Genomic DNA, 21,800 nt, shown 5'->3' on the forward strand with positions numbered 1-21,800 from the left:
CTAGGCGACTTTGCTGAGCACATAGCGGTACTTGCCCGACGCCTCCGCCGCGATTTCGTCGACTTCCTCGATAACGACGTCCACTTGTGCGCCCAGCCTGGCCTGGAAGCCGGTGACGATGACGGCGCGGGTGGCGTCGTCCAGGCGCGGCTGGCAGACCAGCAGAACGCGCGTGCGCAGCAGGGTTTCCTGGATGATCTTGAAGTTGCGCACCTGCGGCAGTTCGCGCACGATGTAGACGAGGGCCAGGCCGTGCATGACGGTGCCGTCCACGGCGGTGAGGAAATCCGTGCTGCGCCCCTCGATTTTCTGCAGCAGGGGCAGGCCGCGGCCGCAGGCGCACGGCTGCGTGCCCAGCGCGCCCACGTCGCCCGTGGCGTAGCGGATGAACGGGTAATCTTGTGTGGCCAGGTGGGTGACGACGATTTCGCCCGTGACTCCCGGCGGCAGCGGCTGGCCCTGGCCATCAAGGATTTCCACGATCACGTCTTCGGCCGTGATGTGCATGCCGCCGTCCGGGCATTCGTGGGCGATGAAGCCCGCGTCGCGCCCGCCGTAGCCGTTGGCCACGGGGCAGCCGAAGGCGGCGGCGATCTGCGCGCGCTGTTCGTCGTACAGGCGCTCGGCCGTGACGAAAGCCACTTTCACGCCCAGGCCGTCGAGCGGCAGGTCGCGCGCGCCGGCGTGGTTGGCGATGCGGCACAGGGCCGATGGGTAGCCGAACAGCATGCGCGGCCGCCAGCGGCGCAACTGCCGCACGTAGCCGTCGAGGCGGTCGGGCGACATGGCAAACGCGGGCAGCAGGGTGGTGCGCAGCAGCGCGTCGCGCAGGCGGCGCACGCGATCTTGCGCATGCAGTTCGATGGGCGAACCCCACAACACGGCTTCGCGGTCGCCGATATCGACGCCCCACCAGCGCGTGGCGCGCCACTTGGCGGCGATGTCGTGGCTGACCCTGCGCCGTCCCAGGAAAAACTGCAGCGGCTCGCCGCTGGAGCCGCCCGTGGCGAACGGGCGCAAGCCCACGGCGCGGGCGGACTTGAAACTGTCGCGCGCAGCCGCGATGTCGCGCTTGCGCAGCAGCGGCAGGCGCGCCAGATCGGCCAGCTGCCGCACCTGTTCCGGGTCGAAGCCGCTGCGGGCGAACAGGGCGCGGTAATGCGGCACGTGCGCGCCCGCGTGGCGCAGCAGCGCGCGCAGGCGCGCCAGCTGCCACGCTTCCAGCTGCTGCGCGCTCCACCACTGCGAGCGTTCCAGGCGGCGCAGCAGGCGCGCGCTGTGGTGGCCCTTCAACCATTCGTGCAGGGGAAACAGCCAGCGGGCGACGCAGCGCGTGTAGGCGCCGGGGCGCGGCGCGGCGCGGATGCGGCGGTAATGGGCGGCCAGCCGGGGCGCGACGCCGGGCCAGCCGAAGGTGGCGGCGTGCGCCAGGCCCGCGTCTGCCATGGCCCGCGCGCGGGGCGGGTCGCGCAGCAGCGCCACGATGGCTTGCGCCATGGCGGCCGGCTCGCCGGGCGGCACCAGCAGCGCCGTCACGCCATCGTGCAGCAGGGCGGGGATGCCGCCCACGTTGGTGCTGACGACGGGCACGCCGCAAGCCAGCGCTTCAAGCACGGAATTGGGCATGTTGTCGGCCAGGCTGGGATTGAGGACGATGTCGCTGGCCTGGTACAGGGCCGGCATGGCGGCGTTGTCGACGGGGCCGGCGAAGCGCACGGCATCGAGAACGCCGAGCGACCTGGCCAGGCGCGCCAGCGCCGCGCGCTGCGGCCCGCCGCCGGCCAGCACCAGGCGCGCCGTGGGATAGCTCCGTCGCACGAGGGCGAAGGCGCGCACGGCGCTGGCGTTGTCGTACAGGCTTTCCAGGTGGCGCGCCACGAGGATGCACGGGCCATCGGCCGATGCCGGTGCGGCACGTGCGGCGTGGGTAAAGCGCTGCAAGTCCACCACGTTCGGCACGATGTGGGCCGTATGGCCATGGCGCTCGAAGACGCCGGCCAGGTAGGCCGAGGGCACGATGATGGCGCTGGCGCGGCGCAGGCTGAAGGCCACCAGGCGCGGCGAGCGGGCGAAGAAAGCGGCCGCTTCGCCACCGCGGTAGTTGAGCAGGGCCGGCTTGCCTTTCAGGCTGGCGATCCACAACGCGGGCGCGGCCTGCAAATGCCAGGACCAGCCGGAATTGGCCATGATGTGGAACAGGTCGACCGTATTGGCGGCGCGCCACAGGCGCCACAGGTGCACGGGCAGGCGCAGCGCGGCGCGCAGGTAGCGGATGCGCGCCAGCCAGGACGGCAGCAGGGGGCCGTTGACGGCCAGCAGCTGCACTTGCGCGCCATCGTCGCGCAGCTTGCGCGCCAGTTGCGCCGTCTGATTCGCCATGCCGCCGGCCGGCGGCGGCAGCGGGCCGACCAGCGCGATGCGCAGGCCCGTGAAGATCATGGCATCGCTCCCGCCGCCACGCGTGCCGCCGCCGCGCGCGCATACACGGGCGCGTAGCGGCCCACGCTGGCGTCCCAGCTGCGCTCCGTCTCGACGAAGGCGCGCGCCTGGCGCCGCAGCGCCGGCCAGCTGGCGGGCGCCAGCAGCAGGGCCAGTATGGCGTGCGCCAGCGCGTCGGCGTCGCCGGCGCGAAACAGCATGCCCGTCTTGCCGTGCTGGAGCAGTTCGCGGTGGCCGCCCACGTCGGACGCCACCACGAGGCGGCCCTGGGCCATCGCCTCGAGCGGTTTCAAGGGCGTCACCAGCTCCGTCAGGCGCATCGGCAGGCGCGGATACACGCAGATGTCGATCAGCTGATAATACGTGGCCACCTGCGCATGCGGCACCCTGCCCGCGAAGACCACGGCGTGGGCGATGCCCAATTGGGCCGCCAGCGCGTGCAGCGCCGCTTCCTGCGGGCCGCCGCCGGCCAGCAGCAGCCGCAACGCCGGCTGCGCCGCCAGCAGGCGCGGCATGGCGCGCAGCAGCAGGGCCAGTCCTTCGTAGGCGTAAAACGAGCCGATGAAGCCGATTGTCAGGTGGCCATGCAGGCCCAGCTTGTGCGCCAGCCAGTGGTCTTCGGCGGCGGTGGCGCTGAAGGCGGCCGCATCGACGGCGTTCGGGATGACGGTGATTTTATGCGCGGGCACGCCGCGCGCGCACAGCTCGCGCCGCAAGCCGTCGCAGATGGTGGTGACGGCGTCGGCGCGGCGCAGCGCGTAGGTTTCCAGCGCCCGCGTGAGCCGGTAGCGCAGGCCCCCGGGCCGGCTGCTGCCATGGTCGGCGGCCGCGTCTTCCCAGAAGGCGCGCACTTCATACACGACGGGGATGCCCAGCGCGCGGCCCGCGTTGAGGGCGGCGATGGCGTTCAGGGCGGGCGAATGCGCGTGCAGGATGTCGGGCTTGAGCCGCCGCGCCAGCCGGCGCAGGCGCACGGCCAGGCCGGTGATGACGGCCACCTGCCGCAGCACGGGCAGGCGCGCCCACCAGCGCGCATCGGGCGCCGTGCGGTAAAAATGCCAGCCGTCGACCAGCTGCTGCGCGCCATCCGTCGGCCCCTGCTTGGCACTGGTGAGCTGCATCGTGTGCCAGCCCAGCGCGCGCTGCTGCCGCAGGATGGCCAGGGTGCGGAAGGTGTAGCCGCTGTGCAGGGGCAGCGAGTGGTCGAGGATGTGCAGGATGCGCATGGATCTACTCCATTGCCATGGCCGGCGCGGGCGCCGGCGTCTTGGGCGCACCTGCCGGCAGCACCTGGCGCAGGAAGGACTCGAACATCAGCAGCGCCCACAGGGGCGCGCTGTAGTCGCGCCGCCCGCTCGCATGCTGTTCCAGCAGCAGGCGCACGTAATCCATGTCGAACAGGCCGCACTGCGCCAGAGTGGGGCCGAGCAGCCGCTGTTGCAGGCGCTGGCGCAGCGGGCCGCGCAGCCAGTCGGCCAGCGGCACGGAAAAACCCATCTTCTGGCGGTACAGCAGGGCGTCGGGCAGCAGCGGGCGCAAGGCTTTTTTCAGCAGGTACTTGCCTACGCCGCGCCGCAGCTTGAATTGCGGCGGCAGGCCGGACATCCACGCCACCAGTTCATGGTCGAGCAGGGGCGAGCGCACTTCCAGCGCATGCGCCATGCTGGCCCGGTCGACTTTGGTGAGGATGTCGCCGGGCAGGTAGGTCTTCAAGTCCAGGTACTGCACCTGCGACAGCGGGTCTTGCGCGGGACTGGCCAGCGCGTGGCGGCGCAGCACTTCCACGGCGCGGTAGCCGTGCAGGCTGCGCCGCAGCTCGGGACTGAACAGGCGCGCGCGCATGGCGTCGCCCAGCAGGCTGACGCCGTGAAAATACGCGTCTGTCGTGTCGCGCGCCAGGCCTTCGAACGTGGTCTTGGCGCGCAGGAAACGGGGCGCCCAGTCGGCCTTCGGGTACAGCCGCCCCAGGGTGCCGAACAGCGACTGGCGCAAGCCGGCGGGCAGCAGCGGGTCCATGGCCTTGCGCACCTTTTCCTCGCGCGTGTGCAGGCGGTAGCGCCGGTAGCCGGCCAGGCTTTCATCGCCGCCGTCGCCCGACAGGGCCACCGTGACGCGCTGGCGCGCCAACTGACAGACGCGGTAGGTGGGCATGGCGGAACTGTCGGCGAACGGTTCGTCGTACAGGTTGGCCAGCAGGTCGATCAGTTCGAAGTCGTCCTGCTCGACCTGGCGCGCGTGGTGCGCCGTGGCGTAGCGGCGCGCCACCAGGTCGGCGTAGCGCGCCTCGTTGTAGGCCGGGTCGCCGAACGAGATGGAGCAGGTGTTGACGGGCGTGCTGCTGGCCCCCGCCATCAGCGCCACCACGGCGCTGGAATCGACGCCGCCCGACAGGAAGGCGCCCAGCGGCACTTCGGCCACCATGCGGATGCGCACGGCTTCGCGCAGGCGCGCCAGCAGCTCGTCGGCCGCCTGCGCTTCGCTGGCGGGCGGGTTCGGCGTGAACGGGACGTCCCAGTACGGCTGCGGCGCGGGCAGCGGCTGGCCGGCGCGAATCGACAGGGTATGCCCGGGCGGCAGCTTGCGCGCGTGCTGGAAGATGCTGCGCGGTTCGGGCACGTAGCCGTAGGCGAAATACTCCTCCACGGCCAGCGGGTCGAGCGCGCGCGGCATGGCCGGATGCGCGAGCAGGGCCTTGAGTTCGGAGCCGAACAGCAGGGTGCCGTCGTCCGCCTCGCCGTAGTACAGGGGTTTGACGCCCAGGCGGTCGCGCGCCAGGAACAGCAGGTGGCGCCGGCGGTCCCACAGGGCGAAGGCGAACATGCCGCGCAGGCGCTGCACGCATTGCTCTCCCCATTGTTCCCAGGCGTGGACGATGACTTCCGTGTCGCTGCTGGTGCGGAACGGGTGGCCGAACTGGCGCAGTTCCGCCATCAGGCTGCGATAGTTATAGATTTCGCCATTGAAGACGATGGCGATGCTGCTGTCGGCGTTGAACAGCGGCTGCTGGCCGCTGGCCAGGTCGATCACGGACAGGCGCCGGTGCGCCAGGCCCAGTCCCGGCTCGCGGTGCAATCCCCCTTCGTCCGGCCCCCGGTGGCGCAGGCTGTGGTTCATGCGCGCCAGCAGCAGCACGTCGATGTCGCGCTGGCCCTGCAAATCAAAGATGCCGCTGATGCCGCACATGGGAGGCCTTTCAGGGAGTGGTGGACAGGGGGGAGGGCTGGCGCGCGCCCGTCAGGCGGTCGTACACGGCCAGGTAGGCGCCGGCCATGGCGGGCAGGCTGTGCTCGGCCAGCACCTGGCGCCGCCCGCGCGCGCCGTGGCGCGGCCCCAGTTCGGGCATGCTGTAATAGTCGAGCATGGCGTCGGCCAGCACCTCGGGCGATCCGGGCGGCACCAGGGTGCCGCTCCAGCCCGACTGCACCAGTTCCGCATTGCCGCCCACTTGCGTGGCGACGATGGGCAGTCCCGTCGCCATCGCTTCGAGGATGGTGTTCGAGCTGCCTTCGGCCAGCGACGGCAGCACGAACAGGTCCATGGCGCGCAGCAGCTGCGCCACGTCGTCGCGCGCGCCGGGCAGCCAGGCCAGGTGCGCCACGCCGGACTGGCGCAGCAAGTCCAGGCACGCCTGGCGGCACGGCCCGTCGCCGACGATGATCAGGCGCAGGCGCGCGCGGGCGCCCGGCTGCGCCAGCAACAGCAAAAAGGCGTGCACCAGCGAGGCGTGGTCCTTGACGGCCGCCATGCGGCCCACGCTGCCGATGACGAAGGCGCCGTTGCACAGGAAGCCGGGCGGGCCCACGGCGGCCGGCGGGCCCAGGCGCGGATGGAATTGCACGCTGTCGACGCCATTGCCGATGTGCGACACTTGCGCGGGCGCCGCGCCGATGGCGTCCACCAGCCATTGCCCCAGGTCGGCGCTGACGGCGATGAAGTGCTGCACCAGCGGCAGCATGCATTTGCGCAGCAGCCGGTACTTGCGGCGGGTGCCGTGCAAGTCGCTCATGTCGCGCCCGTGTTCGCCATGCACGCGCAGGCGCACGCCGGCCAGGCAGGCCAGCAGTTGCGCTTCGAGGCAGCCCAGGTTGCGCGTGTGCACCAGCGTCGGGCGCAGCTGTTTCAGCACGCGGTACAGGTGCAGGTAGTGGCGCCAGTCCTTGCCCTCGCGCTTGTCCAGGCTGATGATGTCGACACCGGGCGTGGTCAGGCGCTGGCGAAACGCGGTGGCGTTCTTCAGGCAGACAATGGCGTGCCGGTAGCGTTCCGGCGGCAAATGGTTGATCAGGTTCACCAGGCCGTTTTCCAGCCCGCCCACGTCGAGCTGGTGGATCACATGCACGATCAGCGGCGCCGTGCTGGCCGCCGGCGCGCGGCCCGTCTCGGTGTCAAGGGCCATGCGGCAACTCCTGCAAGCGTTGTTCGATGACGGGCAGCGCCGCCCGCAGGAAGGCTTGCAGGTGCGCGCGCGGCGGCGGCGCCAGCTCGTCGTAGGCGGCAAAGACGATGAGGTCGGCGCCATCCTGGCGCCTGCCCAGCAACTTGGCTTGCGCCAGCAGCAGTTTCACCAGCACGGGCCGGGCCGTGACGACGCCGCCCTGGCGGTAGACGCGCCACACCAGCAGGCGTTCGCCGCCGTGGGCCAGCACGCTTTCGCGCACGTCCAGGGCGCCGCCGGGCAAGCCGACCTGCCGCACGCGCTGCGCCAGGGCCGTCCAGCGCGCGCCGTAGGGCGACGATAGATGCGTCAGCAATTCGGCATCGCGCACCTGGCGCGCATACCAGCGCAGTTGCAGTCCCACCGGTGCGCCGTCGCCGTCCTGGCGCGCATACGTGGCGGCAAACAGCGCGGGCTTGCCCGCATACGGCGCTTGCCAGTCGATACTCCCCGGTGCCGCATCGTGCAGGCGGCGCCAGGCGGGCGGATCGGGCAAGGCCAGCGCCACGGCGGGCAGCGCGGCGCCGTCGTCGCGGTGGCTGGCCAGCGCCAAGGCGGGCCACAGGGCCGCCAGCAGCAGGCAGGCGGCGCTGGCGCGCACGACGGCGCGCAGGCTGGTGCCGGGGCGCGCGGGCGGGGTTGGCAAGGTGGGTGACAAAGTGGGCGGCAAAGTCGGCGCCGGCGGCAGTTCGCGCCAGCGCGCGGCCAGCCAGAACAGCAGCAGCGCCACCAGGCCGAAGAACAGCCAGCCGTAGATCAGGTGGTCGACGCCCACGGCCAGGCGCATGTTGCTCAGGTGGCCCAGCATCACGATCATATAGGCGCGCACGCCATTGGCGAGGATGGGCACGAGCAGCGCGGCGGCCATGACGGCCAGGCGCCGCCGCGTGCTGTGGAAGTTGACGTGGGCGAACAGGGCGCCCAGGGCCAGCGCGGCGATCAGGTAGCGCAAGCCGCTGCACGCTTCCACCACCGACCAGTTGCCCGTGGGCAGGGAAAAATTGCTGCCATCGCGAAACACGGGCACGCCCGTCCATTGCAGCGCGGTGACGGTGAAGGCGGCCGTGAAGTCGATCAGCGGTTCGAGGAAGACTTCGCCAAACGGCACGGCGAGGAACAGGTACGCGAGGGGAAAGGCCAGCAGGCGCACGGCCGGCCAGCCGAGGATGGCCAGCACGCAGGCGGGCAGCATGGCCGTGGCCGCATATTGTTCCACCACGGGCACGTTGGCGGCGTCGGCCAGCAGCCAGGCCAGGCCCAGCGCGCCCAGCAGCAGCAAGCCCGGCCGCGACGGCTGGGGCGCCAGCGCGGCCAGGCGCGCGCGCTGGCGCCAGGCCAGCCAGCAACTGATGGGCACGATCAAGAAACCGTGCGCGAAGGTTTGCGAGCGGGACCACAGTTCCAGCATCGACCAGAAGGTGGCGTGGTACAGCAGCACGACGGCGGCCAGGGCCAGCAGCAGGAGCGGCAGGGCATGCCGCTGGCCATGCCCGTCCGGCCGGACGGCCGCATCGGGCAAGCAGACCACCGGGTCGAGTTGCACGCTCATGTGGAGGGTTCCCGCACGGGCTGCACCGGCGCGGCGGCGCCGCCGGCAGGCGTATTCGACCCGGCCTCAACCTCGGCCGATATGCCCAGCATGGCGCCCAGGCCGCGCAGGTTGCGCTCCCAGTCGTAATCCTGCAAGACCAGCTGGCGCGCCGCCGCGCCCATGGCCGCGCCGCTCGCTTCGGCCGCGCCGTCCTGGGCATGGCGCAGCACGCGCGCGGCATGGTGGATGAATTCGGCCTCGTCGCGCGCCAGCAGCAGTTCCAGGCCCGGCTGGGCGGCGATGCCTTCCAGCGCTTGCGGCGTGGCCAGCACGATCTTGCCCATCGCCATCGCTTCCAGCACCTTGTTTTGCACGCCGCGGGCGATGCGCAAGGGCGCCACGGCCAGGGCCGCGCCCGCCAGGTAGGGGCGGATGTCGGGCACCTTGCCCGTCACCACCACGCCAGGAATCCTGACCAGCGCCGTCACGGCGGGCACGGGCGCGCTGCCGACGATATAGAACTGCAACCGGGGAAACTCGCGCCGCAGGGCGGGCCAGACGTGGCGCACGAACCATTGCACGGCGTCGACGTTCGGCCAGTAATCCATGGCGCCCGTAAACACCAGCGCCTGCACGCCGGCCGGATACACGCCGGGCGGGGCCGGCTGGGGCGTGAAATACGCCGTGTCGACGCCGTTGTTGAAGTATCCCGTCTTGCGCCGCGCCATCGGCGCGCACTGGCGGAACAGGGCCGCTTCGGCCGGCGAGACGAAGCTGGCGGCCGTGAACTGCTGGGCGATGTGGCGTTCGTACTGCAGCAGCAGTTGCGCTTCGCGCCGGTACAGCAGCGACATGGGCCAGGGTTTGCTGTCGCCGTACTGGCGCCACTTGTCGGAATCGACGTCGACGAAATCGATCACGCGGTGCAGGGCGCGGCCAGCGCTGCCGTCGATGTATTGCGCCATGGGCCCGGAAAAGGCCAGCGCATGGCGCACCTTGCCGCCGGACAGCAAGCCGTCGACCCATTGCAGCAGCCGCGCATCGCGGTAATAGTGCACGCTCATGGCTTGCCGCGACAGCAGCGCCTGCATGGCGCGCCAGCGGGCCGTGCCGCGCTGCAAGCCGATGAAGCGTGTGCTGGCGCACAGGGCGGCCACGCTTTTCGCGTGCCGCCAGTCGTCGTCATCGTCGATGAAGCAGCCCAGGTGCACGCGGAAATGCCGGCTCAGGTATTGCAGCATGTGCCACGAACGTATCTTGTCGCCCTTGTTGGGCGGATACGGCAGGCGGTGGGCGAGGAAGAGCAGTTCGCGCATGGTATGTTCCCTTGCTTAGCCCAGTTGCCGCACGATGTGCGGCCCCAGCAGGTTGGCCAGCGGCAGCGGCAGGCGGCGCCAGGCGCGGATGAACAGCGCGTATTTCGGATTCAGGGGATTGACTTCCGGCAACGCCTTGGCGCGCACGAGCCGGCAGGCATACGGCAGCGGCTGCGGCGCAAAACCCCAGTTCTTCTTGAAATCGTATGCCCCGGTGCCGAGCTTGCTGCGGCCGAAATCGAACAGGCGGCAGCCGCGCGCGCTGGCGCGGCGCATCGCTTCCCAGTACATGAAATCGTTGGCGCCCGTGCGGCGCGCCAGCACGCTGCCGCCGCCATAGTACGGCAGCACTTCATCGCGGAAATAGAACAGCAGCACGCTCGCTTGCGCCTGCTGGCCGTGATACACGGTGAGGATCTCGCAATCGCCGCCAAACACCGTGCGCAGCAGGGCAAAGTGGCGGCGCGCGAAGACGGGCGTGCCCAGCCGGTGCACGCTGGATGCGTAGAGCGGGTAGAAACGCTCGAGGTCATAGTCGATGGCGCTGTGCAGGCCGCCCGCCATGGCCTTGCGCACGACGGCGCGCTGCTTGCGGGGGATCGCCAGCAGATTCTGTTCCGCCTCGGGGAACAAGGCGCGGCGGAAGGTGGCGTACAGGGGCTTGTGCAGCCAGGCCGCGTCCGGCTGTTGTTCCACCTCGCGCCAGCGGTATTCCAGGTGGCCCACGCCGAGGCGCCGGGCCAGCGCCAGCGCCGCGCCGTCGAGGGCCTGGCGCACGGCCGCGCCGCCGCCGGCGATGCCGCCGTACACGCAAAAGGGCAGCGACACGAGGGACGAACCGAACAGGCGGCTGCGCAAATGGGCCAGCGGCAGCACGCCGGCGATGCGCCCATGCTGTTCCGCGTACAGGAAATGGCTGTCGTGCCGGAAACCCTGCTGCATGACGGTGTGCCAGCCGGCGCGGTGAAAGAAGGTCGCGTCCGGGCAGGTATCGACGAAGGCGTCCCAGCGCGCATGTTCGTGCCCCTGCAGCGAGCGCACGGCGATGGCGGCGCTGCCATGCAGCGGGTCGGGAGGAAGGCTGGCCTCGTGCATCATGTGCTTTCCAGAAAAATACGGTCCATGCGGTCCCAGGAGAAATCGCCCGTCAGGCGCGCCAGCCGCGCTTCCATGCGCCCCAGGTTCAGGTAGTGGCGAAAGCGCGTCCTGGCGTCGAGGCCCGTCGGGCGCGGCTGGCCGGGATCGAGTTCCCAAGGATGAAAATAGAATATGCCAGCTTGCCCGTCGCGCGAATTGATGCGTCGCAAAAGCCAGCGCGACAGTGCATACGGCATCAGCCTGAAATAACCGCCGCCGCCGGCCGGCACGTTGCGCCCGCGCAGGCGCACGGTGCTGACGGGCAATTCCAGCACGCCCAGCGGTCCCCGCGGGCGCCAGGCGAAGCGGGGTGCGTCCGGCATGCCGTAGTGGTCGTGGCGGATCGGGTAGATGCTGGAACTGTAGCGGTAGCCCGCTTCCTGCAGCACGTCGAAGGCCCACAGGTTGGCCGCGCCGATGGAAAAGCTGGGCGCCCGGTAGCCGTGCACGGCCAGCCCCGTTATTTGCTCCAGGATGGTCTTGCTGTGGCGCACGTCGTGGGCGAACTGCGCGGCCGACTGGTCGCAGGCGCGCAGGTGCGCATAGCCGTGGCTGGCCACTTCGTGTCCGGCGTCCGCCACGCGGCGCAGCATGGCCGGATAGCGCTCGGCGATCCAGCCCAGGGTAAAAAAGGTGGCGTGGATGCGCCGGCCTTCCAGCAGCAGCAGGATGCGCTCGATATTCGCCTCGACCCGGCATTCCAGGCGGGGCCAGTCGGCGCGCGCGATGTGCGGCGCGAAGGCGGACACCTGGAAATAGTCTTCCACGTCGATGGTCAGCGCATTGCGCAGCATCGCCGGCGGCGTCATGGCGGCCCCCGGCGTGCCGCCAGCCAGGGCGCGACGACGGCGGCGATGCGTTCGGCCGCGTGGCCATCCCACAGGGGCGGTAGGCGACCGCGCTTGCCGCCCGTGTCCAGGATGCCCCGCGCCAGCGACAACAGGGCGGCCGGCTGCGTGCCGGCCAGGGTATTCGTGCCGTCGCTGACGGTGACGGGGCGCTCCGTCGTGTCGCGCAGGGTCAGGCAGGGCACGCCCAGAGCCGTGCTTTCTTCCTGCACGCCGCCCGAATCCGTCAGCACCAGGCGCGCCCCTTGCATCAGGCCCAGCATTTCCAGGTAGCCCAGCGGCGGCAGGCTGACGATGGCATGCCGCGCCAGATGCGCTTCCAGGCCCGCCAGGCGCAGGCCGGCCAGGGTGCGCGGGTGGATGGGAAACAGCAGCGGCAGCCGGCGGGACAGCTGTCCCAGCGCCTGCAGCAGCGCTTCGAGTTGCGCCGGGTCATCCACGTTCGACGGTCGGTGCAGGGTCAACAGGCCATACGCGGGCGGGCAGGCGTGGCCGTGGGCGCGCAGGGTGGCGGCGGGCGGCATGGCGCGCGGCAGCTGCTGCCGCAGGCTGTCGATCATGACGTTGCCCGTGAAGTGGATGCGTTCGGCGGCGATGCCTTCGCGCAGCAGGTTGGCGCGCGCGCCTTCCTCGCTGGTCAGCAGCAGGTCGGACAATTGATCCGTCAGCACGCGGTTGATTTCCTCGGGCATGCGCCGGTCGCCGCTGCGCAAGCCCGCCTCGACGTGGATCACGGGCGTGCCGCGCTTGGCCGCCACCAGCGCGCACGCCAGCGTGGAATTGACGTCGCCGACGACCAGCACAGCGTCGGGCGCCAGCGGCGGATGGGCGTCGAGCACGGCGTCGAAGCGGCGCATGATCTCGGCCGTCTGCTGCGCGTGGTTGCCGGAGCCGACGTCGAGGGCGATGTCGGGCGGGCGCATGTCCAGGTCGATGAACAGCTGTTCGTTCATGGCCGTGTCGTAATGCTGGCCCGTATGCAGCAAGGTCACGCGCACGGCGGGCGCATGGCGCGCCAGGGCGGCCAGGATGGGCGCCATCTTCATCAGGTTGGGGCGCGCGGCCACCACGCACAGCAGGTGCGCCGGTGCGGCGGATGACAGCGAAGGGTCGGACATGCTGCAGCCTCCTTAGAATCGCATGGTGAGCGTGGCGCTGACGCCGTTTTCGCGGTAATCGCCGCCGCGGTTGCTGGCGTGCCGCGTGTGCCGCACGTCGATGCTGGCCGTCATGTCCGGCTGCAGGATGCGCGTGTAGCCGGCCGTCAAGGTGATGTTGTTGTCGCGCCGGGGCGCGCTCAGCGAACGCACGCCGGCGTAGCCGGCATTGACATTGACGGTGGTGCGCGAATTGGCTTGCCAGCCCCAGCCCAGGTTGCCGCCGACCTGGCGCGTGCGGTCTTCGCTGCCGAACTCCACGCCAGGCAGCAAGCCGCTGTCGATGCCGCTGGCCGTTTGCGCCGTGCGGTCGACGGCCGTGACGCCGACGATCATCGTGCTTTTCGCCGTGGCGCGCGCCATCGTCAGCTTCAGCTGCTTTTGCAGGAAATAGCGGTGGCTGAAGTAATTGATGGCGCCCCGTTCCGGCCCCAGGCTGTTGGCGTAGCGCAGGAAGGCGTCGATGCGCAAGCGCCGGTCGCGCGCATTGGGAAAGATGCCGCGCCACAATTGATCGAGCAGTCGGCCCGCATCGCGGTCGCCCAGGCGCGAAAACTGCGTCGGCATGGTGGTGATGTTTTCGCCGTAGCTCAGCTGCCAGTTGGTATGGCGCTGCAGGAAGGTGGCGTCCAGGCTGTAGGTGGTGCCGAAGAAGCGCTTGCCCGTGCTGAAGGCCACGCTGGTGCGCGGCGACGGCGTCCACACGCCGCCCAGCGACCAGAAGCGGCCCGCCGGCGCCTTGCCGCTGGTCGACAGATAGCCTTCCTTTTCCATGCCGCCGCTGGCCGTGGCCGCCCACTTGCTGTTGATGGGATAGCGCAAGCCCGCGCTGCTGCGCTGCATGCGCACGGGCGCCAGCTTGCTGTCCTGCGTGCGGCGCACGTCGTGGCTGGCGTTCCAGGTCCAGCCGTTGCCGCGCGGCTCGCCATTGAGCAGCAATTCCAGCTCATCGCTGTGCACGGAGAGCAGGTCGCCGCCGCTGTCGACCGTGTTGCGCGTGTAGCGCAGCTCGGCCGAGGCCAGGCCGCGGAAACGGTGGCGCAGGTAGGGGCTGATGCCCGTCGTGCGCACGGTGCTGGCATTGTCCGTGTCGGGCAGGCCGTCGATCAGTTGCGGGCCGAATGGCGAGATGTTGCGCCGGCTCACGCTGGCGTCCGCATCGATGAAGAACCAGTCCTGCACCAGCTCGGCGTCGGCCGAGGCGCGCAGTTCGTGGGTATCCGTATCGGCGCGCTGCCCCGACAGGTATTTGCGCCAGCTGTAATCGAGGTGCACGCGCAGGCGCGGGCCCGTGCCGATGAGGGCGATGGCGGGGGCGATTTCCGTGATGAAGTCCGATTGCGCCTGGCCGGACGGCGCGCGCAAGGCATTGTCCGTATAGCTTTCGCGCAGGCGCAGCGACGGTTTCACCAGCCAGTCGACGGCGCCGGCCGGCAGGGGCAGCAGCAGGGACAGGAACGGCAGCAGCGGCAGCGGAACCCGGCCGCTAGTCGTAATAGCCATAGCCGTAGTAGTCGTTGCCGGGGAACGATTTGGTCTTGTTGTAGATCAAATGAATGTGTTCGCACGACTCGATCTGCCGCAGCGCTTCCTTGACGGCGTGCTGCGTCGTCGTTTCCGCCTCGACCACCATCACCACTTGTCCCATCTGCCCGACCAGCGCGTGCGCCTCGCTGGTGATCAAGAGGGGCGGCGAATCGAAGATGACGACGCGGTCGCTGTAGCGGCTGGCAATTTCCGCCAGCAGGCGGCTCATGGCGCGGCTGGCCAGCAATTCCGTCGCATGCTTGTTGCTGCGCCCGGCGGGCAGGATGCTCAGGTTGGCCACATTGGTTTTCAGGATCACGTCGCCCATGGCCAGTTGCGGGTCGAGCAGCACGTCCATCAGCCCCGGCTCCGGCGGCAGGCCCAGCACTTTCAGCACGGACGGGCGCGCCACGTCGGCATCGACCAGCAGCACCGTGATATCCATTTCCATGGCGATGCTCATGGCCAGGTTGACGGCGCAGTAGGTCTTGCCTTCGCCGGGCATGGCGCTGGTGACGACGATCAGGTTGCCGTGGCGGATGGCCTCGGTGCCGCTGGCGCGCGCCTGGCGCAGCAGCGGGCGCTTGATGATGCGGAAATCCTCGGCCACCGAGCTGCGTCCGCCTTCCTGCGTGAGCATGCCTTGCTCCGCCAGCCGGGCCAGGTTCAGAGGGCGGTACTGGGGCGACCGGGCCGCGTCCGCGCCATCCGCCCCCGCCGCGCCCGCTGCGCCATACGGCACGCCGGCCTCGGCCACGCCCAGGATGGTGGGTTCCTGCTTGCCGCTGTCCTTGCTGCTCATCGTCGCTCCCCGGGATCTAGAATTTCAGCAGCGCGGCCGTCATGACCCCGCCGTACAGCACGAACAGGCTGCCCAGGCAGGCGCCAAAGCCGTAGCGGGCGCGACGGCGGCGCACTTGCTGCAGCGCCGTCCAGTTCATCGATACCGTGCCCAGCACGTTCAAGCCCGTGGCGTCGCGCAGTTCGGCGGGGCTGAGGAAGGTGGGACGCACCTGGCTGATGAGCAAGGCCGTGGCGACGCCGGCCACCAGGGCCGCGCCCAGCGCCGCGCTGAACAGCAGCGGGCGGTTCGGGCCGACGGGCGCATATTGCACCGTGGGCGGGTCGATGATCTTGAAGGCCATCATTTCCGTGGTGGAACTGAGCTCACCCGACAGCTTGGCCGCTTCGCGCCGGCCGATCAGCTTTTCATAGTTTTCCTTGTTGATGATGTAATCGCGGTTCAGCTGCGCCAGCTGCGATTCCACCTCGGGCACGGCATTGCTCTGCGCCAGCAGGCGTTCATTGCGCGCGTTGTATTCCTGCACGCGGGCGCGGATGGCGGCCACCTTGGCGTCCGCATCCGTCAGCGCCACCTTCAGCTGCTGCAGCATGGGGCTGTAGTTCTTGCCCGGGTCGCCGGCCGCCGTCTTCAGCTTGCTTTCTTCGATCTTGCGTTCTTCCAGCTGGGCAATGAGGCGCTTCGAGGAAATGATGTCGGGGTGCAGTTCCGTAAATTGCATGCGCAGGCTGTCAAGGTTCTTGTTGAGCGTGGCGATGCGCTCGTCGAGTTCGGGATTCGCGATGGCCGATGCGTTCGGCTCCAGGTCGAGCACGGGCTCGTCGCCTTCGATCTGGCTCTGGATGGCCTTGCGGGCCTGCTCCGCCTCGACCAGTTCCAGCTTGGCATTGTTCAGGCTATCGGACGACATCAGCAGCTGGCTGCCATAGTCGATGCCCTGGCGCGGCAGCAGCAGGTTGTTGCGGATCTTGAATTCCTTCACGAGGTTTTCCGCCGCGCTCAGCTTGTCCTCGTAATTCTTGATCTGCTCGTCGATGAATTGCACCGCCTTTTGCGAATCGCCTTTTTTTCCCTGGAAACTGCCTTCGACAAAGATGGTGAGCAGGCTTTGCACCACGTCGCGCACCAGCTTCGGGTCGCGCCCGCTGTAGCTGATCGTGTAGATGTCATACGCGTTGGTGCCGGTGATCTTGATGCGGCTCATCAGGTCGTCGAGCTGGGCCTCGTGTTCGCGCACGGTCTTCGAATCGAGGTCGAGGTCGACCATGCGCATGACGCGCTCCACGTTCGGGCGGCTGAGCAGGGTGCGGCTCATGATGGCCACCTGCTGTTCCGTGTTCGGCACGCTGGTCATGCCGGCCATCAGCGGCTTGAGGATGGTTTGCGTATCGACAAACACGCGCGCCGACGTCTGGAAGTCGTCGGGCAGGGTGATCACCTTGATGAAGCCGACGATGGCCACCAGCCACGCCACCAGCACCGCATGCCAGCGGTACTTCCAGATGCCTTTCAGGCTGGAAAGCAATTGCTGTATCAATTCTTCCATGTCGCTTCCTTCAGGTGACGGTGCTGCACGGTCGATGGGCTGGCGACGGCGTATTGCAAGAAATGCTTGCCTGTTGAGTAAGCAAAGTATAGGGCGGCTGGGAGGCAAAATTTCCCAAGATGATTGCTTCTTGATACGCCTCAAGGTTGACTTGCCGGGTTTTAATAATCATAGGAAGTTCGCGGCCCAGGCTGGTTCTGCGCGGCCGGCCATGGACGCGCCATCGACTCGAAGAGGCTCCGCATGAATCCGTTTCGCCGTGCATTTGTCTGCAACACGCTGGGCCTGGGCTTGGCCGCCGGCTTGCTGGGCGCCTGCCGCACGTCCCATCCGCTGGCGCCCTCCGACGACAGCGCGCCCATGCACGACTACCTGATCGGACCGGGAGACTCCGTCAACATCATCGTCTGGCGCAATCCGGAAGTGTCGCTGACGGTGGCCGTGCGGCCGGACGGCAAGATCACCACGCCGCTGGTCGAGGATTTGCCCGCCAGCGGCAAGACGTCGACCCAGCTGGCGCGCGACATCGAGCAAGCGTTGGGCAAGTTCATCCAGCAGCCCGTGGTGACGGTCATCGTCACCAATTTCTCGGGCCCGTATGGCGAGCAGATCCGCGTCATCGGCGAAGCGGCCAAGCCGCAGGCGCTGCCGTACCGGCTGGGCATGTCGCTGATGGATGTGCTCATCGCCGTGGGCGGCATCACCGATTTCGCGGCCGGCAACAAGGCCAGCATCATCCGCATGCGCGAAGGCAACCAGCAGCAGCTGGGCGTGCGGCTCGACGACCTCCTGAAGCGTGGCGATATTTCCGCCAACGTCATGATGCGCCCGGGCGACGTGCTGCTGATACCGGAGAGCTTCTTTTAATAGCGGACTCGGCAATATCAAAACAGCACTTATATTTGTCATTTTGTACTTGCAGGCAAATTTCAGCATGCAATTTTGCTATTAAATAGCATATTTCTTCTGTTTTTTTTGCCTGGCGCGGGAACTTCTCCAGTTTTTCTCTTGTCACAAGGCATTGGCTTCAGTCCGTCTCGACGGCGGCCGATGAACGTGAGGACAAGATGAGCTTTGAAGATGAACCCATTATTTCCTTCGACACGCCCGGTACTTTCAATGACCTGGTGGTGGGCGAGGGGCAGATCGATCCGGCCATGGAGCATGAGCTCGACCTGCAGCGCTTTCATATCCGCATGGCCAATTCGCGCGGCCGGCGCGAGGCGGCCAGTTTGCTGATCCGCAAGATGTACGGCTGGCGCGGCTATGCCGTCGATCCCGGCATCGCGCATGCCCTGAATAAAATCACGCTGTTTGCGGAAACGGCCGGCACCACGGTCGGCACCATGACCCTGTGCCTCGACAATGACGAGACCGGCTTGCCGGCCGATGAAAACTTCCGCGACAAGCTCGACGTCCTGCGCGAGGAAGGCCGGCGCCTGTGCGAACCGTCGCGCCTGGCCATCGACAAGGGGGTGAGCAAGCGCGTGTTCGCGGCGCTGATTCATATTTCTTATATCTATGCCCACAATATTCACGGCTTTACGGATTACGTGATCGAAGTCAACCCGCGCCACGTGGTGTTTTACAAGCGCATGCTGGGTTTCCAGGACTTTGGCGGCGAGCGCGAGTGCACGCGTGTGGGGGCGCCGGCCGTGCTGCTACGGCTGGACCTCGATTACATGGGGGCCCAGATCCGTAAATACGGTGGCCTGATGGAACAGCATGGGGGTGAACGGTCGTTTTACCCCTTTTTTTTTCCGACATGGGATGAGCCTGGCATTACGGACCGGCTGAGGCAGGGGCGCAACTGATCACTCATTTGTTTTTCAGCAAGAGCGTCTGCATGTAGCTGCCCGGAATCGCGTAAGTGATGCCGCTCGGGGCGCTGATGGCCGCTTCCTTGAGGCCCTTGACGTACACCATGTTGACGATGCCGTAGACGAGACCGGTCTCGGGATCGAACAGGGGGCTGCCGCTGCTGCCCGGATACGCCGTCGCGTCCAGCTGGAACACGGTGTACGGCGCCTTTTGCAGCTGCGCCAGGCGCCGGATGTCGAGGCGCTGCGCGTTTTCGCTGGGCATGACCACCGGCGTCAGCGATGACACGGTGGCGCGGTGCGTCACGTGGTGCAGCCCGAGCAAGGTGCCCAGCGGAAACCCTGTAAATGCCATGGCCTGGCCTTCGCGCACCGTGGCCGCGTCGCCCAGCGCTAGGGCGGGCAGGGGCGCGCCCGCCAGGCGCAGCAAGGCCAGGTCGTGTTCCGTGTCCAGCGCCTGGACCCTGGCGGGACGAAATTGCGCCGCCTCGCCCTGGCCCGTGAGGATGCCGATGACTTCATTCGGATTGGCGTCGAGCAGTTTCTGGATCACGTGGGCGCAGGTCAGCACGCTCAAGCCGTCGCCCGTCACGAAACCCGTGCCGATGAAATTCATCGGCGGCGTGCGCGTCTTTTGCAGGCTGCCCACGCCGACGATGGACGGTTTGATGCGCGCGATGGTTTGCGCCAGCGGCGCATCGGCGCGGCACGGCGCGCTGGCCAGGGCCAGGCAGAATAGGAGGGCGGAAAACAGGGGTGTCATGGCGGCGCGCTTTCAAGGTGGGGAGGTGGCGGGGAAGGCGCGGGCTGCAGCAGCGCGCACAGCAGCATCAGATGGCACAGCAGGGCGAGGCGCGGCACGTCGAGCAGGCTGTCGAACAGGCCGACGACGAGAAAACCCAGCAGGGCGGCGGCGCAGGCCAGCGCGCCCGGCTCGCCCCGCGCGGCGCGGCGCAGCAGGCGCAAGCCGGCCACGGCCAGCAGGGCCAGCATGGTCAGTGCGCCGCACCAGCCCGTTTCCACCAGCAGATGCAGCGCCATGCTCTTGATATGCCACGGCAAGTGATGGTGGTCGCTGCTGAAAAACCAGTAATTGTTGGCCTGCGTAAAACGGCCGTTGGCGATCAGTTCCTCGCCGCCGGGCGCGCGCAGGCTCAGGTTGTCGACGTCGAGCACGGATGAGACGGCCGTACCGCTGGCCGCCAGTTCCAGCTGCACGGGCGGGCGCAGCAGCCAGGCGCCCGTGCCCAGCCAGGCGCTGTCGAACGGCACGTCATAGTGTTGCCAGGCCGCCGGCGGATTGCCGGGCGGGGGCGGGCGCAGGCGCAGGGGGATTTCCACGCAATTTTGTGCATACAACAATTGCCGCTGGCACAGCCGCACCTGCAGCACGGGCATGGGGCCGCTTTTGCGCACGTCGAGCGCCAGGGTGTAGCGCGTGGCAGGCTGCACGCGCAGGCGTTGCAGCAGCCGCAGCAGTTCGCCATAGCCGGCGCTGTAGCCGGGACTGGCCAGGCGCACATAATAATTGCCGGGCGCGTCCCTGTCTTCTGCATACGCGATGCTGGCCGGCACCTCGCGCCCCGGATTGTGCCAATAATAGGTGGCGGGAAAGCTGCCGCTGCCCATGCCGAACAGGCGGTTGCCCCAGTCGGGCGGCTGCATGGCCAGCACTTGCCGCCAATGGCGCAAGCGGCCCTGCATGTCGAAGGCCGTGGTGGCGAAACGTTCGGTGGCGTAATAGCTGGCCGACACGGGGATGGCCAGCAACAGCAGGATGCCGGCCGCGCCCGCGATGCTCAGGCTGGCCCGGTCCAGCCGCCACAGCGGCGGGTGCAAGCGTCCGTTGCACAGCATCAGCATGGCCAGCAGCACGACCAGGCCGGCCGGCAGCAGGGCTAGCGGACCGGCCCAGTGCCAGCCTATCCAGGCGAGATTGCATGCCAGCATGGTCCACGCCATCATCGCCAGGCCCAGCCTGGCTGGACCCTTGCCGCCGGCGCCGCCCGGCCACAAGGTGCCCGTCAGCAGCATGGCGGCCAGCAGGAACAGGAAATACGGGCCTTTCAGCCAGCCGGCCGTTGGCTGCAAGGCCGGCTCCGGCCACCAGGCGGCCAGCAGACCCTGCAGGCACAGCGCGCACAGCAGGCTGGCCGGCGCCAGGCGCCACGGCAAGGGCCGCGCCGCCAGCACGAAGCTGGCCGCGAGCAGGACGGCGGCGGCCAGCAAGCCCCGGTAGCCGGCCAGGCTGAACATGTACAGCAGCAGGGCGGTGCCCAGGCCGGCCAGCAGCAGCTTGAGCAAGATGCCCCGCACGGGCGGCCGGCCTTGCGGTGGTCGCCCTGCGCCGGGCGCCGTCCGCAGGGCTTGCCACAAGGCCAGCAGCATGGCCGCAGCCAGGGCCGCGTACAAGCCCCGTGAAAAGGTGGTGAACGCCGCGTGCAGGGCCAGGGCCAGCAGCAGCAAGGCCAGCGCCGCCTGCCAGCGACTGCGCGCGCGCGCCAGCCACAGGCCAGCAAAGGGCAAGCCCAGGGCCAGGTAACCGTCCAGCGCGGCGCCGCCCGTGTGCATGGCGGAAAACGGCGCCGTGATGCGGTAGTCGCTCGACAGGTTCAGCAGGCCGGGAAACACGGCCCGCTCCCACAGGGCGAACAGGGACACCGTGGCCAGTCCCGCCAGCATGCCCGGCAGCGCGTAGCGGCGCAGGGCGTGCGGATGCGCGTCGCGCAGCAGCAGCGGCAGCAGCAGCATGCTCCAGGCCCAGGCCTTGCCCAACCGCAAACTGTTGTAGGGACTCAGATAATTGTCCCAGGCATTCGGGTCGAGCGGCGCCAGCGGCAGGACGCCGCGCAGCAGCGCCGCCAGCCAGGCCAGGCTGCACAGCAGCAAACATAGGCGGGCGGCGGGCGACAGCCGCGCCGCTGCCGGCTGGCTGGGTCCGCCAAGGCGCCAATAGCCGCAGGCTACCGTCAGCAACAGCAGCACGTCGATTTCTTCGAGGAAGAACCAGCCCGTCCACGGCGCCAGGTCCAGCACGGGCAGCAGGGCGGGCACGCAGAACAGCCAGCAGGCGGGACGCCAGCACAGCAGCAGGAAATACGCGGGCAGCAGGATGGCAAACAGCAGGCCGGGCCAGCCATGGCCCAGCGGATAATGGCGCAGGGCCAGCACGCAGGCCGCGCCCGCCAGCAGGGCCAGCGGCCGCGCCGCCACGCCGGGCATGGCCGCTTGCACAGCCATGG

16 protein-coding genes are annotated in these 21,800 nt (G+C 68.7%); 2 read left to right on the forward strand and 14 right to left on the reverse strand.

Annotated elements, in window-relative coordinates; genetic code table 11:
• From O3301_RS02405 to O3301_RS02460, 12 genes are read right to left on the reverse strand one after another with little or no spacing between them, the layout of a single operon-like run.
• Positions 1 to 2,439, reverse strand: a complete 2,439-nt coding sequence (locus tag O3301_RS02405; RefSeq protein WP_305055412.1) for a glycosyltransferase — start codon at positions 2,437 to 2,439, stop codon at positions 1 to 3.
• Complete coding sequence (locus O3301_RS02410; RefSeq protein WP_305055413.1) at positions 2,436 to 3,665, reverse strand: TIGR04063 family PEP-CTERM/XrtA system glycosyltransferase; 1,230 nt, start codon at positions 3,663 to 3,665, stop codon at positions 2,436 to 2,438. The genes O3301_RS02405 and O3301_RS02410 overlap by 4 nt, the downstream gene beginning before the upstream one ends.
• 4 nt (positions 3,666 to 3,669) lie before the next feature.
• The gene (locus tag O3301_RS02415) at positions 3,670 to 5,622 is read right to left on the reverse strand and encodes an XrtA/PEP-CTERM system amidotransferase (RefSeq protein WP_305055414.1); all 1,953 of its coding nucleotides are present in this window, start codon (positions 5,620 to 5,622) and stop codon (positions 3,670 to 3,672) included.
• Between the two features lie 10 nt (positions 5,623 to 5,632).
• Positions 5,633 to 6,835: a TIGR03088 family PEP-CTERM/XrtA system glycosyltransferase gene (locus O3301_RS02420; protein WP_305055415.1), complete on the reverse strand. Its 1,203-nt coding sequence runs from the start codon at positions 6,833 to 6,835 to the stop codon at positions 5,633 to 5,635.
• Positions 6,825 to 8,423, reverse strand: a complete 1,599-nt coding sequence (gene xrtA, locus O3301_RS02425; protein ID WP_305055416.1) for an exosortase A — start codon at positions 8,421 to 8,423, stop codon at positions 6,825 to 6,827. The genes O3301_RS02420 and xrtA overlap by 11 nt, the downstream gene beginning before the upstream one ends.
• The gene (locus O3301_RS02430) at positions 8,420 to 9,721 is read right to left on the reverse strand and encodes a TIGR03087 family PEP-CTERM/XrtA system glycosyltransferase (protein ID WP_305055417.1); all 1,302 of its coding nucleotides are present in this window, start codon (positions 9,719 to 9,721) and stop codon (positions 8,420 to 8,422) included. Before O3301_RS02430 ends, xrtA begins: the two co-directional genes overlap by 4 nt.
• 15 nt (positions 9,722 to 9,736) lie before the next feature.
• The gene (locus O3301_RS02435; RefSeq protein WP_305055832.1) at positions 9,737 to 10,816 is read right to left on the reverse strand and encodes a FemAB family XrtA/PEP-CTERM system-associated protein; all 1,080 of its coding nucleotides are present in this window, start codon (positions 10,814 to 10,816) and stop codon (positions 9,737 to 9,739) included.
• Positions 10,816 to 11,667 (reverse strand): XrtA system polysaccharide deacetylase, encoded by an 852-nt coding sequence (locus O3301_RS02440; protein ID WP_305055418.1) that lies wholly within the window; start codon positions 11,665 to 11,667, stop codon positions 10,816 to 10,818. Before O3301_RS02440 ends, O3301_RS02435 begins: the two co-directional genes overlap by 1 nt.
• Complete coding sequence (wecB, locus tag O3301_RS02445; protein WP_305055419.1) at positions 11,664 to 12,824, reverse strand: non-hydrolyzing UDP-N-acetylglucosamine 2-epimerase; 1,161 nt, start codon at positions 12,822 to 12,824, stop codon at positions 11,664 to 11,666. Before wecB ends, O3301_RS02440 begins: the two co-directional genes overlap by 4 nt.
• Positions 12,825 to 12,836: 12 nt before the next feature.
• Complete coding sequence (locus O3301_RS02450; protein WP_305055420.1) at positions 12,837 to 14,366, reverse strand: TIGR03016 family PEP-CTERM system-associated outer membrane protein; 1,530 nt, start codon at positions 14,364 to 14,366, stop codon at positions 12,837 to 12,839.
• Positions 14,350 to 15,192 carry an XrtA-associated tyrosine autokinase gene (locus O3301_RS02455; RefSeq protein WP_289909851.1) on the reverse strand — a complete coding sequence of 281 codons (843 nt, stop codon included), beginning with the start codon at positions 15,190 to 15,192 and terminating at the stop codon, positions 14,350 to 14,352. Before O3301_RS02455 ends, O3301_RS02450 begins: the two co-directional genes overlap by 17 nt.
• Before the next feature lie 16 nt (positions 15,193 to 15,208).
• Entirely contained in the window at positions 15,209 to 16,738 is a 1,530-nt protein-coding gene (locus O3301_RS02460) for an XrtA system polysaccharide chain length determinant (protein ID WP_289915002.1), read from the reverse strand.
• Positions 16,739 to 16,981: 243 nt separating this feature from the next.
• Here O3301_RS02460 and O3301_RS02465 point away from each other — a divergent pair, with 243 nt between their 5' ends.
• Entirely contained in the window at positions 16,982 to 17,605 is a 624-nt protein-coding gene (locus O3301_RS02465) for an XrtA/PEP-CTERM system exopolysaccharide export protein (protein WP_099668060.1), read from the forward strand.
• Positions 17,606 to 17,805: 200 nt separating this feature from the next.
• Positions 17,806 to 18,552 (forward strand): long-chain N-acyl amino acid synthase, encoded by a 747-nt coding sequence (locus tag O3301_RS02470; protein WP_305055421.1) that lies wholly within the window; start codon positions 17,806 to 17,808, stop codon positions 18,550 to 18,552.
• Positions 18,553 to 18,556: 4 nt separating this feature from the next.
• Here the strand turns inward: O3301_RS02470 and O3301_RS02475 are convergent, their stop codons facing one another.
• Positions 18,557 to 19,321, reverse strand: coding sequence for a serine protease (locus tag O3301_RS02475; RefSeq protein ID WP_289905047.1), 765 nt, complete (start codon positions 19,319 to 19,321; stop codon positions 18,557 to 18,559).
• On the reverse strand, positions 19,318 to 21,798 hold the full coding sequence (locus O3301_RS02480; protein WP_305055422.1) for a hypothetical protein: 2,481 nt from the start codon (positions 21,796 to 21,798) through the stop codon (positions 19,318 to 19,320). Before O3301_RS02480 ends, O3301_RS02475 begins: the two co-directional genes overlap by 4 nt.
• Positions 21,799 to 21,800 lie beyond the last annotated feature (2 nt).

It is taken from the genome of Janthinobacterium sp. SUN211 (assembly GCF_030587315.1).
In the GTDB taxonomy this organism is placed as follows: Bacteria; Pseudomonadota; Gammaproteobacteria; order Burkholderiales; family Burkholderiaceae_D; genus Janthinobacterium; species Janthinobacterium kumbetense.

What these genes read in the sequence shown, in the direction of transcription:
- O3301_RS02465 (WP_099668060.1), top strand. Translation starts at nt 16,982, where the DNA reads ATGAATCCGTTTCGCCGTGCATTTGTCTGCAACACGCTGGGCCTGGGC.
- xrtA (WP_305055416.1), bottom strand. Translation starts at nt 8,423, where the DNA reads ATGAGCGTGCAACTCGACCCGGTGGTCTGCTTGCCCGATGCGGCCGTC.
- O3301_RS02455 (WP_289909851.1), bottom strand. Translation starts at nt 15,192, where the DNA reads ATGAGCAGCAAGGACAGCGGCAAGCAGGAACCCACCATCCTGGGCGTG.
- O3301_RS02435 (WP_305055832.1), bottom strand. Translation starts at nt 10,816, where the DNA reads ATGCACGAGGCCAGCCTTCCTCCCGACCCGCTGCATGGCAGCGCCGCC.
- O3301_RS02470 (WP_305055421.1), top strand. Translation starts at nt 17,806, where the DNA reads ATGAGCTTTGAAGATGAACCCATTATTTCCTTCGACACGCCCGGTACT.
- O3301_RS02450 (WP_305055420.1), bottom strand. Translation starts at nt 14,366, where the DNA reads ATGGCTATTACGACTAGCGGCCGGGTTCCGCTGCCGCTGCTGCCGTTC.
- O3301_RS02405 (WP_305055412.1), bottom strand. Translation starts at nt 2,439, where the DNA reads ATGATCTTCACGGGCCTGCGCATCGCGCTGGTCGGCCCGCTGCCGCCG.
- O3301_RS02460 (WP_289915002.1), bottom strand. Translation starts at nt 16,738, where the DNA reads ATGGAAGAATTGATACAGCAATTGCTTTCCAGCCTGAAAGGCATCTGG.
- O3301_RS02440 (WP_305055418.1), bottom strand. Translation starts at nt 11,667, where the DNA reads ATGACGCCGCCGGCGATGCTGCGCAATGCGCTGACCATCGACGTGGAA.
- O3301_RS02415 (WP_305055414.1), bottom strand. Translation starts at nt 5,622, where the DNA reads ATGTGCGGCATCAGCGGCATCTTTGATTTGCAGGGCCAGCGCGACATC.
- O3301_RS02480 (WP_305055422.1), bottom strand. Translation starts at nt 21,798, where the DNA reads ATGGCTGTGCAAGCGGCCATGCCCGGCGTGGCGGCGCGGCCGCTGGCC.
- O3301_RS02420 (WP_305055415.1), bottom strand. Translation starts at nt 6,835, where the DNA reads ATGGCCCTTGACACCGAGACGGGCCGCGCGCCGGCGGCCAGCACGGCG.
- O3301_RS02430 (WP_305055417.1), bottom strand. Translation starts at nt 9,721, where the DNA reads ATGCGCGAACTGCTCTTCCTCGCCCACCGCCTGCCGTATCCGCCCAAC.
- O3301_RS02410 (WP_305055413.1), bottom strand. Translation starts at nt 3,665, where the DNA reads ATGCGCATCCTGCACATCCTCGACCACTCGCTGCCCCTGCACAGCGGC.
- wecB (WP_305055419.1), bottom strand. Translation starts at nt 12,824, where the DNA reads ATGTCCGACCCTTCGCTGTCATCCGCCGCACCGGCGCACCTGCTGTGC.
- O3301_RS02475 (WP_289905047.1), bottom strand. Translation starts at nt 19,321, where the DNA reads ATGACACCCCTGTTTTCCGCCCTCCTATTCTGCCTGGCCCTGGCCAGC.